The sequence below is a fragment of the Mesorhizobium sp. M1322 genome (assembly GCF_040318085.1).
Classification (GTDB): Bacteria; Pseudomonadota; Alphaproteobacteria; order Rhizobiales; family Rhizobiaceae; genus Mesorhizobium.
Genome location: NZ_JAMYLP010000065.1, coordinates 19,143 through 33,000, shown reverse-complemented (window position 1 = coordinate 33,000; position 13,858 = coordinate 19,143). Strand labels below are relative to the sequence as shown.

15 protein-coding genes and 1 pseudogene are annotated in these 13,858 nt (G+C 61.0%); 5 read left to right on the top strand and 11 right to left on the bottom strand.

The window, feature by feature from the left end; translation table 11 throughout:
* Nucleotides 1-223: 223 nt before the first annotated feature.
* A complete protein-coding gene (locus tag NKH12_RS21620; RefSeq protein ID WP_352954994.1) occupies nt 224-601 on the bottom strand; it encodes a flagellar export protein FliJ in 378 nt (125 codons plus the stop codon).
* Between the two features lie 451 nt (nt 602-1,052).
* Between NKH12_RS21620 and ctrA the strand changes: the two genes are divergently transcribed.
* A complete protein-coding gene (ctrA, locus tag NKH12_RS21615) occupies nt 1,053-1,748 on the top strand; it encodes a response regulator transcription factor CtrA (RefSeq protein WP_006203583.1) in 696 nt (231 codons plus the stop codon).
* Between the two features lie 119 nt (nt 1,749-1,867).
* Here the strand turns inward: ctrA and NKH12_RS21610 are convergent, their stop codons facing one another.
* Nucleotides 1,868-2,236, bottom strand: a complete 369-nt coding sequence (locus NKH12_RS21610; protein ID WP_352954993.1) for a response regulator — start codon at nt 2,234-2,236, stop codon at nt 1,868-1,870.
* A 247-nt stretch (nt 2,237-2,483) separates the two neighbouring features.
* Nucleotides 2,484-3,113, bottom strand: coding sequence for a histidine phosphotransferase ChpT (gene chpT / locus NKH12_RS21605; RefSeq protein WP_123149338.1), 630 nt, complete (start codon nt 3,111-3,113; stop codon nt 2,484-2,486).
* Nucleotides 3,114-3,561: 448 nt separating this feature from the next.
* Between chpT and NKH12_RS21600 the strand changes: the two genes are divergently transcribed.
* Nucleotides 3,562-4,101, top strand: coding sequence for a DUF1134 domain-containing protein (locus tag NKH12_RS21600; RefSeq protein ID WP_352954997.1), 540 nt, complete (start codon nt 3,562-3,564; stop codon nt 4,099-4,101).
* Nucleotides 4,102-4,249: 148 nt separating this feature from the next.
* A complete protein-coding gene (locus NKH12_RS21595) occupies nt 4,250-5,413 on the top strand; it encodes a coiled-coil domain-containing protein (protein ID WP_352954992.1) in 1,164 nt (387 codons plus the stop codon).
* A gap of 30 nt (nt 5,414-5,443) precedes the next feature.
* On the opposite strand, the pseudogene NKH12_RS21590 reads toward NKH12_RS21595, so the two are convergent.
* The 6 genes and pseudogenes from NKH12_RS21590 to NKH12_RS21565 all read right to left on the bottom strand — a co-directional run bounded on the left by NKH12_RS21590 (nt 5,444) and on the right by NKH12_RS21565 (nt 10,429).
* A pseudogene (locus NKH12_RS21590) lies at nt 5,444-6,246 on the bottom strand (TrmH family RNA methyltransferase).
* A 236-nt stretch (nt 6,247-6,482) separates the two neighbouring features.
* Nucleotides 6,483-6,821, bottom strand: coding sequence for an ArsR/SmtB family transcription factor (locus NKH12_RS21585; protein WP_352954991.1), 339 nt, complete (start codon nt 6,819-6,821; stop codon nt 6,483-6,485).
* 173 nt (nt 6,822-6,994) lie between these two features.
* Nucleotides 6,995-7,756, bottom strand: a complete 762-nt coding sequence (locus tag NKH12_RS21580; RefSeq protein WP_352954990.1) for a HugZ family pyridoxamine 5'-phosphate oxidase — start codon at nt 7,754-7,756, stop codon at nt 6,995-6,997.
* Nucleotides 7,757-7,792: 36 nt separating this feature from the next.
* The gene (locus NKH12_RS21575; RefSeq protein ID WP_352954989.1) at nt 7,793-8,962 is read right to left on the bottom strand and encodes a CaiB/BaiF CoA transferase family protein; all 1,170 of its coding nucleotides are present in this window, start codon (nt 8,960-8,962) and stop codon (nt 7,793-7,795) included.
* A gap of 6 nt (nt 8,963-8,968) precedes the next feature.
* Nucleotides 8,969-9,730 (bottom strand): 3-hydroxyacyl-CoA dehydrogenase, encoded by a 762-nt coding sequence (locus NKH12_RS21570; protein ID WP_352954988.1) that lies wholly within the window; start codon nt 9,728-9,730, stop codon nt 8,969-8,971.
* Nucleotides 9,731-9,892: 162 nt separating this feature from the next.
* Nucleotides 9,893-10,429: a GNAT family N-acetyltransferase gene (locus tag NKH12_RS21565; protein WP_352954987.1), complete on the bottom strand. Its 537-nt coding sequence runs from the start codon at nt 10,427-10,429 to the stop codon at nt 9,893-9,895.
* Between the two features lie 283 nt (nt 10,430-10,712).
* Between NKH12_RS21565 and NKH12_RS21560 the strand changes: the two genes are divergently transcribed.
* Nucleotides 10,713-11,702, top strand: a complete 990-nt coding sequence (locus tag NKH12_RS21560) for a glutathione S-transferase family protein (RefSeq protein ID WP_352954986.1) — start codon at nt 10,713-10,715, stop codon at nt 11,700-11,702.
* A gap of 1 nt (nt 11,703) precedes the next feature.
* On the opposite strand, the gene NKH12_RS21555 is transcribed toward NKH12_RS21560, so the two are convergent.
* Complete coding sequence (locus NKH12_RS21555) at nt 11,704-12,204, bottom strand: NUDIX domain-containing protein (RefSeq protein ID WP_352954985.1); 501 nt, start codon at nt 12,202-12,204, stop codon at nt 11,704-11,706.
* 53 nt (nt 12,205-12,257) lie between these two features.
* Between NKH12_RS21555 and NKH12_RS21550 the strand changes: the two genes are divergently transcribed.
* A complete protein-coding gene (locus NKH12_RS21550; RefSeq protein ID WP_123149405.1) occupies nt 12,258-13,172 on the top strand; it encodes a metallophosphoesterase family protein in 915 nt (304 codons plus the stop codon).
* Here NKH12_RS21550 and NKH12_RS21545 read toward each other — a convergent pair.
* Nucleotides 13,162-13,785 (bottom strand): hypothetical protein, encoded by a 624-nt coding sequence (locus NKH12_RS21545; protein ID WP_095491685.1) that lies wholly within the window; start codon nt 13,783-13,785, stop codon nt 13,162-13,164. The two genes, NKH12_RS21550 and NKH12_RS21545, sit on opposite strands and share 11 nt — an antisense overlap.
* Nucleotides 13,786-13,858: the final 73 nt, after the last annotated feature.

Here is a 13,858-nt window from a genome sequence, read left to right as displayed (position 1 = left end):
GCGAAATCTTTGATGACGGCGTCCTTCTCCCCGTTCACGGGGAGAAGATGGCGGCAGCCAGATGAGGGGCGGCGCGACGCTTGCAAGATGGTCAGAACCGCTGCTCAGCCAGACAAGGTCATGGAACATCAAGGGGATTTGGCAGCGTAGGCCTGAAACTGGCGGCTGCTCGACCAATGAGCGGTGGCCTCGCTGGGTGTTGACTGGCCTTAAAGCCTTGTTTTCAGCCGATCATGGCGCTGCGGCCGCCGGTCTCGGCGTCGCGGATCTTGGTGTCGCGCGATTCGAGCATTTCCGCTTTGGAAAGCTCCGCTTCGGCTTCGCCGAGCAGTGATTCGGCAACGCTTCGCTGCTGGGCGAGGTCGCTTTGCGAGTTTCTGAGATTGTCGCGGCGCAGGCGCGCTGCCTTGGCGAAGGTCGGATAGGCAAAATGGTTGATGTCGGTGATGCCGGCTTTCTTTTCTTCGGCAGTGATCTGGAGTTCCAGTTCGACAGCCATGCGCTCGAATTCAGCGATCATCGTGTCGAGTTGCAGCAATTGCCGCCGCTTCTCATTCACCTGGAACTGCTTCAGCCGAACGAGGTTTTCACGTGACTTCATGATTCGGTACTCCTGGAAACGCACACCTGCACATATCGTCCAATCCACCTGGCAAACCTCAGGCTTCACCCGTTTCCACCGACTTTACAGGAACTATGGGAAACAAATTCCTAAAGTTTTTTGCCGGCGGTAACCATTCGTTTACGGGCATTGTTAATCATACGGCTCAGGACTTAAGGCCGGGTAAAAATTCCGGCTCTCGATGCGGAAGCACGGCCAGCGAGTCCAAAGAGTCACTTAATCTGGCTTATTAATGTTTTGCATTAGCGGTTTGGTTCTGTGATTCACTATTAGATTCAAGAAGGTGTAGAAAGAGGTTAAAAAATCTGGTACCGTCAGCGGCACGGAATTAGGTTTTGTTAACCATTCGATGGCAGCCTCTGCTCAGGCAATCACTGCTCCGGTCCTGGACGGGTCATGAAATGGTCCGGCAGCAGAAAAGGGGAATGAAATGCGTGTTCTGCTGATAGAAGATGACAGTGCAACCGCACAGAGCATCGAGCTGATGCTGAAATCAGAAAGTTTCAATGTCTATACGACCGATCTCGGCGAAGAAGGTGTCGATCTAGGTAAGCTCTACGACTACGACATCATCCTTCTCGACCTCAATCTCCCCGATATGTCGGGATACGAGGTCTTGAGAACGCTTCGCCTGTCCAAAGTGAAGACGCCGATCCTTATCCTCTCCGGCATGGCCGGCATCGAGGACAAGGTACGCGGCCTCGGCTTCGGCGCAGACGACTATATGACCAAGCCGTTCCACAAGGACGAACTGGTAGCCCGCATCCACGCTATCGTGCGGCGTTCCAAGGGCCATGCCCAGTCGGTCATCACCACCGGCGACTTGGTGGTCAATCTCGATGCCAAGACCGTTGAGGTCGGTGGCCAGCGCGTGCATCTGACCGGCAAGGAATACCAGATGCTGGAGCTGCTCTCGCTGCGCAAGGGCACTACGCTCACGAAGGAAATGTTCCTCAACCACCTTTACGGCGGCATGGACGAACCGGAACTGAAGATCATCGACGTCTTCATCTGCAAGCTGCGCAAGAAGCTCGACGCCGCTTCCGGCGGCCAGAACTACATCGAGACGGTTTGGGGTCGCGGCTATGTGCTGCGCGAGCCGGAAGATATCCGCGTCAGCGCCTGAGCTGACGACGCCGATCCGATCGATTTTCCTACAAAATCCGGCTTCGGCCGGACTTTTGCGTTTGTATCGCTGACATTAGAGCGCCAATTTCCGGGAGCCATGCGCCAGGGATCGGCGAATCAGGCTGCAATTCTCAAGGTGCGGAAGCATTCGAGAAGTTGCGGCCGATTGAACGGCTTCAGCAGATAGCCTCGAGCGCCGGCGCGCTTTGCCCGCATGATCGAAGCGACGTCGACCTCAACCAGCGAAATCAGGATCTGGGGCTGTATCGGACTTTCCATGGCGCGTATGCGGCGGATGACGTCCTCCGCCTGCATGTCCGGCAAGGCGCCGTCGACGACGATGATATCCGGCATGTCGGCAGTGCACATCTCGACCGCGTCAAACCCGCTGGCAGCTTCGATGACCAGCATGTCGGAACCACCCAGGATGCGCTTTGCGACCTTCCTGATGACGCTCGTATCGTCGACGAACATGCAGCGTTTCATTTCCGGGCCCTCTTTGCCATGCGGCAATCCGACAGCGTCGCGGTACTGAAAGGCACGGTAGGATCAATCCGGTAAAGAAGCTGAAAAGCCGATAGGTAAAATTTTTGCAAGAGCAGCTTTTACGGAAACTTCTTGACCGATGCTTCGGCCGAACCAGCCTGGAAGGCTCATTTCATTCGACAGTGATGGCTTAGTAAATATTGTCTAAAAACACTTATCTGTTCTTTTCAATCATTTCTTAGTAACTTCAAGCAGCCGATAGTACGATTTCTTCTGCGGTTGCGTGGATCGATATCGTCATGTTCGCCTCGCGCGCCAGAAGCAACGTGTAGTAGGGCTGCACCGAATGCGCGTCGATCGGTTCTTCAGGCCTGTTGCCGGAATGGAGTTCCAGGAATTTGGGCGGCACGCGCAGCATCGGACCGCTCGCGGCGAGCGCAAAGCGGGGTTCTGTGTCGAGGTTTTCAAGCGTAACCGTAAGCTTACCGCCACGCGGAATGGCGGCGTTGGCGACGAGAATGAGATTGAGCAGCAGCTTTACCTTGTTCTTGGGCAGCAGCGCACGGGTTCCATTCCAGACCAGTTCCGGCTTCTCGTTCTTCAAAAAGGCGATCGCAACGGCCTCGGCGTCCCCCGTGTCGATCATCATGCCGGCAGAACCGGCTGCGCCGAAGGCGATGCGGGCAAATTGCAGGCGGGCCGAAGCGTTTCTGGCGCTCTGCCGAATCAATTTCATGGCATCTTCGTCGGCGCCGCCTTCGTCGAGCAGCTCAAGCCCGTTGTTTATGGCGCCGACCGGCGAAATGATGTCGTGGCAGACCCGGCTGCACAAAAGCGCTGCGAGATCGGGTGCGGAAAGGGTGAAAAGCTCGGCCATCGGCGAAAGTCCCTGCAAAATTTCACGAGAAATGGCCGCGCGATAAATGATCACGCCTGCCCACACGAATCACGCTCTCTCCCAAGGCCTTGAATACACAGCGCCTGAGCGTGCAGCAACAAATCCGGAATTGTCGTTATCGAAAATGGTGTGTTCACGCAGGGTGCGGATACTGCGGGCGACGCGAAACCAGCTCGAAACCAGCCTTCTAACCGCCATCTTCATGTGAAAGCTTAATGGTTGAAAAAGGATTACGGCATAGTTTGCCCATAACAGTCATCCTTAGCGGCCGCCAAAGAGCCGCACGGATGTGAGGCGTCGGCGAAAGTGCTCCCTGACGGAGATTGGAAGCATGTTTTCCCGATACTACGACCGGAGTTTTTTCCGTGTCATCTCAGACCGGATTTTCCGTGTCATCTCAGACCGGAGTTTTTTCCGTGTCACCTCAATGGCGATCGCTCTCATGGGCCTTGTCGTCTTTTTTTCAACCTCGCCTTCGCGGGCCCAGGAATACACCGCTCAGGAGATCGTCGATTCCGGTCATAAATTCTTCGGCGCGACGTCGGGCGGGCTCGCCACCGTCGTCGAGAAGATTTTCGCCTCCTACGGCCTGCCTAATGGCTATTTGCTTGGCGAGGAGGGCTCGGGCGCGCTGATCGGTGGCCTGACCTATGGCGAAGGCACGCTCTACACCAAGAATGCCGGCGATCACAAAGTGTTCTGGCAGGGTCCGTCGCTCGGCTGGGATTTTGGTGGCGAGGGCTCGCGGGTGATGATGCTGGTCTACAATCTCGACGATGTGAACAGCCTCTACAATCGTTTCGGCGGCGTTGCCGGCTCCGCCTATCTCGTGGCTGGTGTCGGTTTCAACGTGATGAAGAACAACAATGTGCTGCTGGTGCCGATCCGTACCGGCGTCGGAGCCCGGCTTGGCGTCAATCTAGGTTATCTCAAGCTTACCCAGCGCGCCACCTGGAATCCATTCTGAGCAAGCGGTTGCATCGTCACCTCGATTGGTTCCAAGATCGACGATCTGAACATTGCTGCGGCAGACCCTTGCCGCGGCGCTGGAATTCCGTCATGCGAACGTGGCACAGTCCCTTACGGTTGTTTGCCGTCCATAACGGATAATCACCTTGGTTCAGTCGGTCCTGTTCTTTGTCCTCGGCTTTCTCTGCGCCGGCTTTCTGGCGCTGATGATTGCCCCGGCAATCTGGCGGCGGGCCGTGATGCTGACGCGCCAACGCGTCGAGGGCTCGATGCCGCTGACGCTGGCCGAGATCCAGGCGGAGAAGGATCGCATCCGCGCCGAGTTCGCCATGTCGACGCGCCGCCTCGAGATGAGCGTCAAGTCGTTGCGCGAGAAATCTGCCGAACAGCTTGTCGAGATCGGCCGTGGCCGCGAGGCACTGAAGGAACTAGCGCTCGAGCGGAAGGACAAGGAACAGGCCCTTTCCGAACTCCAGGCCAAGGGCGAAGACCTTCGGCAGCGCAAAGACCAGTTGCAGCTTTTGTCGGATCGGCTTGCTCAAGCCGAGCATGCCCTGGAAAAGCGCGTGCTCGAGCTGAAAAAGCTGGAGCACATGTATGACGACGCCAGCTTTTCTTCCAGCAGCCGTCAGATCGAACTTGTCGCGCGCGAATCCGAACTGCAAAAGCTGGCCGACGACATTTCGGTGCTGCGCAGCCAGCGCAAGGAGGCGGACAGGCGCCAACAGGAGATCGCGGCCGAGAGCAAGGCCGCGCGAGACGCGTTGAAGGCCGAGAAGAAAAGGACCGGCGAATTGGACAAGAAGATCGAGCGCCTGCTCGCCACGCTTGTCGATCGTGAGGACAAGCTTGAACGCCGTGAAAAGGAAATCGCGCGGCTTCGCGAAAAGCGAAAAAGCGAAAGCGTGGAAAACGCGTCGGCGGTGCCTCTCGCCGGAGCGCAAGGCAGTCAGATCGATGTGGCCGTCAAGGGCGATATCGAAAAAGCTGTCGCCAAGCTCGACAGCGACCGGGAGCAGCTGGAGGCGAGACTGACGGCACTGGCCCGCGAGAACAAAAGGCTGAAAGCGGATCTTGCCGCCTACGAGGCATCCAAATCCGAAGACGGCAACGATTCACGTCGCGCCAGCGCTGCGTTGCGCGAGCAGATGGGCGACCTGGCGGCGCAGGTCGTCGCCCTGACGGCGAAGCTCGACGGGCCGGAGTCGCCGATCGCAAAGGTTCTTGCGGCACCCAACCAACCGGGAAGCGGCGAACGCAGCCTTGCCGATCGCGTGCGGGCGCTGCAGAAGGCCGAATCGGCGCATTGAGCCCAGGCAGTGATGCTTGTCTTCTGCGGCTCAGGTCCTGCTTGCCGAAAAATGATGCAAGGCGATGGCTGCCGCGGCGGCGACATTGAGGCTGTCGAAGCCTTCTGCCATATCGATCCGCACCGTCCGCAGGCGGGCGAGCAGGCTTTCGGGCAGGCCTTCGCCTTCGGTGCCGAGATAGAGCGCCAGCCGTTCAGTCCTTTTCGCATTGCGGATGTCGGTTCGCCCGCGCGGCGACAAAGCGAACTGGCCGAAGCCCAGCCGGTCGAGCGCTGCGGTGAAGCCGACGCTCTCAGTGAGGAGGCAAAGGGAACTTTCAGCGCGGCGCCGACCGAGACGCGGATCGCCTTGCGGTACAACGGATCGCAGCAGGTCGCGTCCAGAAACACGGCATCGGCACCGAAGGCGGCGGCGTTGCGAAAGATCGAGCCCATATTGTCATGGTTTGCGATGCCGACCAGCACGACGATCAACGCGCGGGCAGGCAGGCTATCCAGCAAGGCCTCTGCAGTCTTCGCCGCGCCCTTGCGGCCAATCGCCAATATGCCGCGATGCATGTGAAAGCCGGCAATCCTGTCCATGACCTCGCTGGTCGCCACGTAGACCGGAAGGTCCACGGGTGCCTTGCGCAGGGTTCCGTCGAGGCCTGCCAGCCGGTTTTCGAGTACCAGCACCGATTCGGCCGCAAAGCGTTTGGCCGCGAGCAGCATTTCGAGCACCACCTTGCCTTCGGCAACGAAGCGGCCCTGCCGGCCGGCAAGATCGCGCTCGCGGATGTCGAGATAGGCGGCGACGCGCGGGTCTTGCGGGTCTTCGATACGAATGGGGCGCATGCTTGCCTCGGCGGACCCGCATCGCCCCGAAAATCGTAGTGGGCTTTCGGACAGCTCGATGCGTGGATCCAAAGTACTTTCTGCATCCAAGTGGACGCAAGTCGCTCTAAGAACCGTCAGCGAGGTAGGAGGTGCCCGGGCCAGTTCTTGCATTTATGGATGTCGTTATCCCAAAACCGCTTCGCACCCTCGGTCAAGCCCAAGGACAGGCTTTTGGGCGACATGCATTGGCCCGGTCAAGTCCCGGAGCGACGCGGGCGGTATGCCATCTGCGATAGCTCACCCTCGCCGAAAATCCCGTCCAGCGTGTTGAGAAGTTCGCGCACGGCATCGGATTTACAGGAATAGTAAATCATCTGCCGGTCACGCCGGGTCTCGACGAGATCGAGCGCCCGCAGTTTGGCCAGATGCTGTGACAGGGCGGATTGGCTGAGCAGAACCTTCTCGGCGATAGCGCCGACCGACATTTCACCGTCGGCCAGGTAGATCATGATCAACAGTCGTTTCTCGTTGCCCATCAGCGTCAGAAACGCAGCCGCTGATTCGGCATTGGCGATTAGCTTTTTCGAGACCATCGATCCCCCATACCTTCCTGCTCATCCGGCGCTATGGGGGCAATAGCGTCTGATTCCATAGGCTCACTCGCGAATGTGCGCTGGCGATTCAACGCTACCGGGAAAGCGTAGAACATCTCGCTCAAACCTCAAGACTTGCTTTCGACCCGACGCGATTAACTGTCGGACTGTGTTTAATCCGCCACTCGGCCGGTTTTTGCCATGTCGACCAGAACATGCCTAAGCTCGCTCGCCGTCCTCAATGGCTCGGGAAAGAAGACCCGGCAGACATCGTCGCCCAACGCCAGGTCCATGCCGTCGGCGTCGAAGCCGGTGACGACCCAGCCATCGCCTGCGGCCTTGGCGAAATGGCGCGCGTAGACGGCAATTGCATCGCGATGATCGGCATTCATGTGGTCGAGGGCGGATTGTTCACCAGCGGCAAGCTCTTCGACGATCGGCGCGGTCGTGACCAGATCGGCGCGCTCGAGCAAGTAGGCCTTGCCAAAGCCGCCGTTGAGACTGGCGCGCTCCGGCTCGAGGCGGAAGATCAAGAAGTCGTCAAGTCCGGCATAGAGCTTCGCCTTGGGGTTGCGGTTGAGATAGCGCCGTTCGACGCGGGCGTGCTCTTCGGATCCACGCTCAAGCCGTGCTGCCCGACAGACGAGCGTCAACCGCGGGTGCGCCAGCGGATCGCCCTTGCCGGGCTCGCCGACAAGCAGCGAACAGCGCGGGTCGGCAAGGATCGCGCCGGTATGGGCGGATAGCATCGATACAAGGATCAGCGGCGTGCCGTCGATATCGGTGGCGACACCAACCCTGCTGGCCAGCGGCGAACCGGTCCCGGGCTCGATCACCGCGAGCGCGCCGAAACGGGCACTGCGGATCAGCGTCTTCGCCAGCCTGGTCGCTTCGGCGTCGGTCTCGCGGATCACGTCCTTTTTTCGGTCGTCCAAAATCCACACCGTCTTAAGCTGATTTTTCTCCGGTTATCAACCTATTACACCGGATTTGACAAGGGCCTCAGTTTCGCTTTCCGAAAGGCCGAAGCGTGCCAGCACGGTCGCCGCCTGACAATCGCGATCGGCCGGCATGGCGGCAAGGGTCGGCCGGGAGCGCGAAAAGCGCGGCGCCGGGGCGGGCCGCTCAAGCGCACCCGACGTCACAAAGGCGTTGCGAGCGCGATTGTGCGGATGATCCCTGGCTTCCCGCAACGACAGAACCGGTGCAACGCAAGCATCGGTCGCAGCAAACAGACGGTCCCAGTCGTCCCGTGTCTTCTGCCCGACCCGATCGACAATGGCAGCGCGCATCTGCGGCCACAACGTCCTGTCGTATTGGCCGCGTACAAAACGTTCGTCGAGCGGCAGCAGTCTTGCGAATTCGGCGAAGAACCGGGGTTCAAGGCAGCCGACGGCGACGTGACATGCGTCCGCCGTCTCATAGGTGTCGTAGAAGGGCGCGCCGGAATCGAGCAGGTTCGCGCCGCGCGTATCACTCCACAGGCCCGCCGCCTTCAAGGCGTGCATAGGTGTCGCCAGCATCGAAGCGCCCTCGGTCAGCGCGGCGTCGATCACCTGGCCCTTGCCGGAGCGCGACCGCTCAAACAGGGCGGCCAGCGCCCCGGCAACCAGCATCATGGCGCCGCCGTAATCGGCGACAAGATTGAGCGGTGGGACTGGCCGGCTTCCTTCCTGGCCGATGGCGTGCAGCACACCCGAATAGGCGAGGTAGGTGATGTCATGGCCGGCACGATCCGATAGCGGTCCGTCCTGGCCGAACCCCGTGATGCGGCCGTAGATCAGCGCCGGGTTGCGCGCCAGTACCGCGTCCGGCCCGAGACCAAACCGCTCCATGACATCAGGACGAAACCCTTCGACCAGAATGTCGGCCTTTTCGACAAGGCGCAGCACCAGTTCGGCGCCTTCCCAGCGCTTCAGGTCAATCCGCAGGATGGAGCGGCCGTGACGGTCGATGTCGTATTCATCCGGTAGCGCCAGAAACGGCTGGGTCGATCCAGCCCGCTCGATGCGCAGCACCTCGGCTCCCATCTCCGACAGCATCAGGCCGGCGAGCGGCACCGGTCCAATCCCGGCCATCTCGATCACCGTCAGACCGGCAAGCGGGCCGGTCTTCGCCTGCGGGGCGACTTCGGCACTCATGGTGGGCTACTTCGGCGCCATGCGGATGGCGCCGTCGAGGCGGATGGTCTCGCCATTGAGCATCTGGTTTTCGACGATGTGCAGCACAAGGGCTGCATATTCGGAAGGCTCGCCGAGACGCGACGGGAAGGGTACTGCAGCGCCAAGCGAATCCTGCACCTCTTGCGGCATGCCGGCCACCATCGGCGTCTTGAAGATGCCGGGCGCGATGGTGCAGACGCGAATGCCCGACCGGGCAAGGTCGCGCGCCACCGGCAGCGTCATGCCGACGACGCCGCCCTTGGAGGCTGAGTAGGCCGCCTGGCCGATTTGACCGTCATAGGCGGCGACCGATGCGGTGTTGACGATGACGCCGCGCTCGCCGCCCTCCAGCGGCTCAAGCTTCGCGGCCCGGTCGGCGACGAGGCGGATCATGTTGAAGGTGCCGATCAAATTGACCTCAATCACCTTGCGGTACTGATCGAGCGGGTGCGGGCCGTCCTTGCCGATCGTCTTCATGCCGATGGCGATGCCGGCGCAATTGACCAGGATTCGGGGTTCGCCGAACTTTTTTACCACTTCCCCTACTGAAGCAGCACCGCCGTCGGCGCTGCTTACGTCGCATTGGATGGCGATGCCGCCGATATCGGCCGCAATCTTCGCCGCACGCTCGATGCCGAGGTCGAGGATGGCAACGCCGGCGCCCTTCGCGGCCAGTGCACGTGCCGTCGCTTCGCCGAGGCCGGAGCCGCCGCCGGTGACAATCGCAATCTGGCCGTTCGGGTTCATGTCGGCGTCCTCCATCTAAAGCGCGTCGAACTGAAACGGACTCAATCGAAGCGCTTTAAATCTCTGTTTTTATGCATGTCGTTACCCCAAAACCGCTGCGCCCTTTGGGGCGACATGCACCATCGGCCACATGCTACGAAGCCCGACAGGACGGCGCAACGGTCACGCCATCGCGGCGACGTGCGCGGCAATCCTTGCCTGATCGGCGTGGCAAACCTCCCCCACCAGACGTGCCATGGCGCCCGGCACGATCTCATGCGACAAAAGCCGGTCAGGATCGACCGGGCGCGGCATGGAGATTTGCCCACGCGGGATTCGCTTGAAGCCGAGCGGGCCGTAATAGGGCTCGTCGCCGACGAGTATCACGGCCGGTATGCCGGCCTTGGCGGCGGCCTTCAGCGCGATCGCCACCAGCCGGCGGCCGATGCCGAGGTTCTTGAAGGCCGGCCGCACGGCAAGTGGTCCGAGCATCAGCGCACGGCCGGCGCCGGCCGCAATGCGCGTCATACGCACCGAGGCGACAACGATATCGCCATCGACGGCCACGAAGGACAGAGCGCGTTCGTGCGGGCCGCCCTCGCGGATCTTGTAGGCGCCCAGCACGAAACGACCCGGCCCGAAGGCTTCGTCGTTGATGGCTTCGATTTCGGGGTCATGCGCCGGAGTTTCCGGCAGGTATTTCACGTCGGCAAGGCTCATGGTCTTTGCGTTCCGGTAGACGGGGAAAGGTTTGCTGCAAACGGCAGCGTTCGCCAGTCAGCGCTTCATCAAGCGCGGGCGCCCTTTCGTCGTCGGTCGAACCGGATCAAAGCAAAGTCGAACATGCGGATTTTCCGCTAGCACCAATCTTCAGCCACTGCAATCGGCCGTTTCGCCTGGCGCCCTTCGTTTGCTGCCCTGGAGTTGACGAACTGTTCAACGCCTGGCGGTTTCCGCGTGGTCAGCTTGCGCCTACATCCCTGTAGAGACGAAAGGACATCGCATGGGATTGCTGGTCGACGGCAAATGGCAGGACCGCGGATACGACACCAAGGGCAGCGATGGCGAGTTCGTGCGGGCGCAGTCGCAATGGCGCGACTGGGTGACGGTTGATGGTACGCCGGCCGAAGGCCGCAAGCGCGGCTTCAAGGCAGAGCTTGGCCGCTACCATCTCTATGTCTCGCTTGCCTGTCCCTGGGCGCACCGGACGCTGATCTTTCGAACACTGAAGAAGCTTGAGGATGTGATTTCCGTCTCGGTCGTCCATCATTTCATGGGCGCCAACGGCTGGACCTTCCTGGCTGAGGACGGCGCCACCGGCGAGACGCTCTACGGCCTCGATTTCCTGCATCAGATCTACACCAAGGCCGATCCCGCCTATTCCGGCCGCGTGACGGTGCCGGTTCTGTGGGACAGGCAAGAACAAACAATCGTCTCCAATGAGTCCTCCGAGATCATCCGGATGCTCAATTCAGCCTTCGACAAATGGGGCGATGCCAGCCTCGATTTCTATCCGAAAGCCCTGCGCGGCGAAATCGACGCGGTCAATGCGCTGGTCTATCCCTTAGTCAACAACGGTGTCTATCGCGCCGGCTTCGCCACTACGCAAACGGCCTATGAAAAAGCGTTTGGCGAGTTGTTCTCCGCGCTCGATCAACTCGAGGATCGCCTATCTCGCCAGCGTTATCTCGTCGGTGACCGCATCACCGAGGCCGATTGGCGGCTGTTCACCACGCTGGCCCGCTTCGACCCGGTCTATGTCGGCCATTTCAAGTGCAACCTGCGCCGCATCGCCGACTATCCCAACCTGTCGAACTATCTGCGCGACCTCTATCAGGTCCCGGGCGTCGCAGGAACGGTGAGCCTGCACCACATCAAGGCGCACTATTACGGCAGCCATGAAACGATCAACCCGACGCGCATCGTGCCGGTCGGGCCGGAACTGGACTACGCGGCGCCGCATGATCGCAATCGGTTCAGGAAGGCGGCGTGACCTACCAGTAGGGCGACGCCGCCGCGCCGCCAAAAATCTCGGCAATCCGTCGCACTGTGGCCGGCGTCGTTCCTTCCGGCAGGCGGTCGAGCGGAAAGAAACCGGCTGCGGCGATCTCGCGGTCCGGCAGCTTCGGCGCCGTCTGATTGAACTGCTCGACCAAATAGAGGCCGACATGGTCGCGGCGGCTGGCTCGATGGTTGAAATGCATCGATTTCAGCACCGGCGGCGCGGTCAATGCAATATTGCCCTCCTCGGAGAGCTCGCGCGCCAGCGCCTCGATCATCGTCTCGCCCAGCTCGACGCCACCGCCGGGAAGCTGCCAACCCGGTACATAGGTGTGGCGAATGAGGAAGACGGAACTGGACGTGCGGTCGTGGATCAAGCCGCGCACCCCGAGCGTCATCGGCCGCCGCAGCACGAAATACAGATGAAACAGCCTCGCCCTGAGACCCGGCCAGCCGGCCTGGCGGAAAGCTTGCTCCGGATCGGGCCGCGTCATCACCCACGAAACCGTGGGTGGAAAGCAGCGCGCGCGTCGCTTATGAAGAGAGGATGTTCAGGCTCGCGCATATTTCCGATATCCATCTGGGACCGCTTCCCGGTGTAACCTATCGCGATCTCGCCTCCAAGCGCGTGGTCGGTTACGTCAACTGGCAGCGCAACCGCCGCCGCCACATGCGCGATGCCGTCATCGACACGATCGTCGCCGATATCAAGGCGAGCGCACCGGATCATCTTGCTGTCACCGGCGATCTGGTCAATCTGGCGCTCGATGGCGAGATCGAGATGGGCAAGCACTGGCTGGAGACGCTGGGTTCCCCCGATGATGTGTCGGTCGTTCCAGGAAACCACGACGCCTATGTGCCTGGCGCCTTCGACAAGGCCTGCCGGTCGTGGACGGCATGGATGACCGGCGACGGCGTCAATACGCCGATCGACCGTGACGCCTTTCCGTATCTGCGCGTGCGTGGCAACGTCGCGCTGATCGGTGTGACGACGGCGCGGGCCACGGCTCCGTTCATGGCCAACGGCTTCTTTCTGGAAGACCAAGCGGAAAGGCTGCGCGAAGTGCTCGATGCTACGGCCAAGCGCGGACTGTTCCGGGTGATCATGATCCACCATCCGCCAGTGCGCGGCGCCGTGTCGCAGCCCAAGCGCCTCTTCGGCATTGCCCGCTTCCACAAGGTCGTTCAGCGGCACGGGGCCGAGCTTGTGCTGCACGGCCATTCACACGAGCCGACGCTGTTCTCCATCAATGGGCGCGGCGCCAAAATTCCAGTGGTCGGCGTCGCCGCCGCAGGGCAGGCGCCAGGCGGCAGGCGTCCGGCGGCGCAATATAATCTGTTGGAGATCGATGGCGAAAAGGACAATTGGCGGATCAGGCTGACGCGACGTGGCCTGACCGGGCCGGCCATCCCGCCTTCCGATCTGGAGATTCTGGAGCTTGGCGCGGACGCTATGGCCTAAAACTCAGTCCCATCGCAACAAGGCGGTCCCAGAACAACACGATCGATACAGCCAGCCCGACCAGGGCGCCTGCGGCGATCAGGCCGAGACCGGAGAGAAACGCCGACCAACGCTTGCCGCGCGGGACGGATCGCAGTGGCGGCTCGGCTTCCGGGACCAGCGCGCGTTTCAAACCGGCGACTGCCTGCTCGACCCCGCCTTCCAGCATTCTCTGGCGTTCGACGACGCGCTCCGCGACATAGCGCGTTACTTGGTCCGCAACCGGTTTCATCTCGGTTGATTCGGCGAGTACTACCCGGCCGATGCGCGTGTCCTTGAGGAAGCGATAGGTGCGGCGGTCGCGCCCCATGGCGACATGGCTGACGGCGTCGATCCAGAGGCGCGGCTGCAGCCCGGACGAGACGGCGAAGTCGAAATTGTCCATGTCGGCGGGCACGTCGGCGAAGATCGGCGCGAGTTCGGCGGCGAGCAAATCGAGCCGCATGCGATGCGCCTCGCGCATGTCGACCACGACGTCATCGCGGTCGGCGAAGGCGTTTTTCACGTCGCGGATGGCGTCGGACAATTTTCGCGACTGATCGATCTGGGTGATGTTCTCGCCTGCATCCTTCATCGGCGTTGCCTCGCGGGTTTGGTTAACATTGAATTAACACAGCCGTTGGCAAAATGCACTTGTGAGATCGACA

What these genes read in the sequence shown, in the direction of transcription:
- NKH12_RS21610 (WP_352954993.1), bottom strand. Translation starts at nt 2,236, where the DNA reads ATGAAACGCTGCATGTTCGTCGACGATACGAGCGTCATCAGGAAGGTC.
- NKH12_RS21560 (WP_352954986.1), top strand. Translation starts at nt 10,713, where the DNA reads ATGGGATTGCTGGTCGACGGCAAATGGCAGGACCGCGGATACGACACC.
- chpT (WP_123149338.1), bottom strand. Translation starts at nt 3,113, where the DNA reads ATGGCCGAGCTTTTCACCCTTTCCGCACCCGATCTCGCAGCGCTTTTG.
- NKH12_RS21570 (WP_352954988.1), bottom strand. Translation starts at nt 9,730, where the DNA reads ATGAACCCGAACGGCCAGATTGCGATTGTCACCGGCGGCGGCTCCGGC.
- NKH12_RS21545 (WP_095491685.1), bottom strand. Translation starts at nt 13,785, where the DNA reads ATGAAGGATGCAGGCGAGAACATCACCCAGATCGATCAGTCGCGAAAA.
- ctrA (WP_006203583.1), top strand. Translation starts at nt 1,053, where the DNA reads ATGCGTGTTCTGCTGATAGAAGATGACAGTGCAACCGCACAGAGCATC.
- NKH12_RS21550 (WP_123149405.1), top strand. Translation starts at nt 12,258, where the DNA reads ATGTTCAGGCTCGCGCATATTTCCGATATCCATCTGGGACCGCTTCCC.
- NKH12_RS21555 (WP_352954985.1), bottom strand. Translation starts at nt 12,204, where the DNA reads ATGACGCGGCCCGATCCGGAGCAAGCTTTCCGCCAGGCCGGCTGGCCG.
- NKH12_RS21575 (WP_352954989.1), bottom strand. Translation starts at nt 8,962, where the DNA reads ATGAGTGCCGAAGTCGCCCCGCAGGCGAAGACCGGCCCGCTTGCCGGT.
- NKH12_RS21600 (WP_352954997.1), top strand. Translation starts at nt 3,562, where the DNA reads ATGGCGATCGCTCTCATGGGCCTTGTCGTCTTTTTTTCAACCTCGCCT.
- NKH12_RS21565 (WP_352954987.1), bottom strand. Translation starts at nt 10,429, where the DNA reads ATGAGCCTTGCCGACGTGAAATACCTGCCGGAAACTCCGGCGCATGAC.
- NKH12_RS21620 (WP_352954994.1), bottom strand. Translation starts at nt 601, where the DNA reads ATGAAGTCACGTGAAAACCTCGTTCGGCTGAAGCAGTTCCAGGTGAAT.
- NKH12_RS21585 (WP_352954991.1), bottom strand. Translation starts at nt 6,821, where the DNA reads ATGGTCTCGAAAAAGCTAATCGCCAATGCCGAATCAGCGGCTGCGTTT.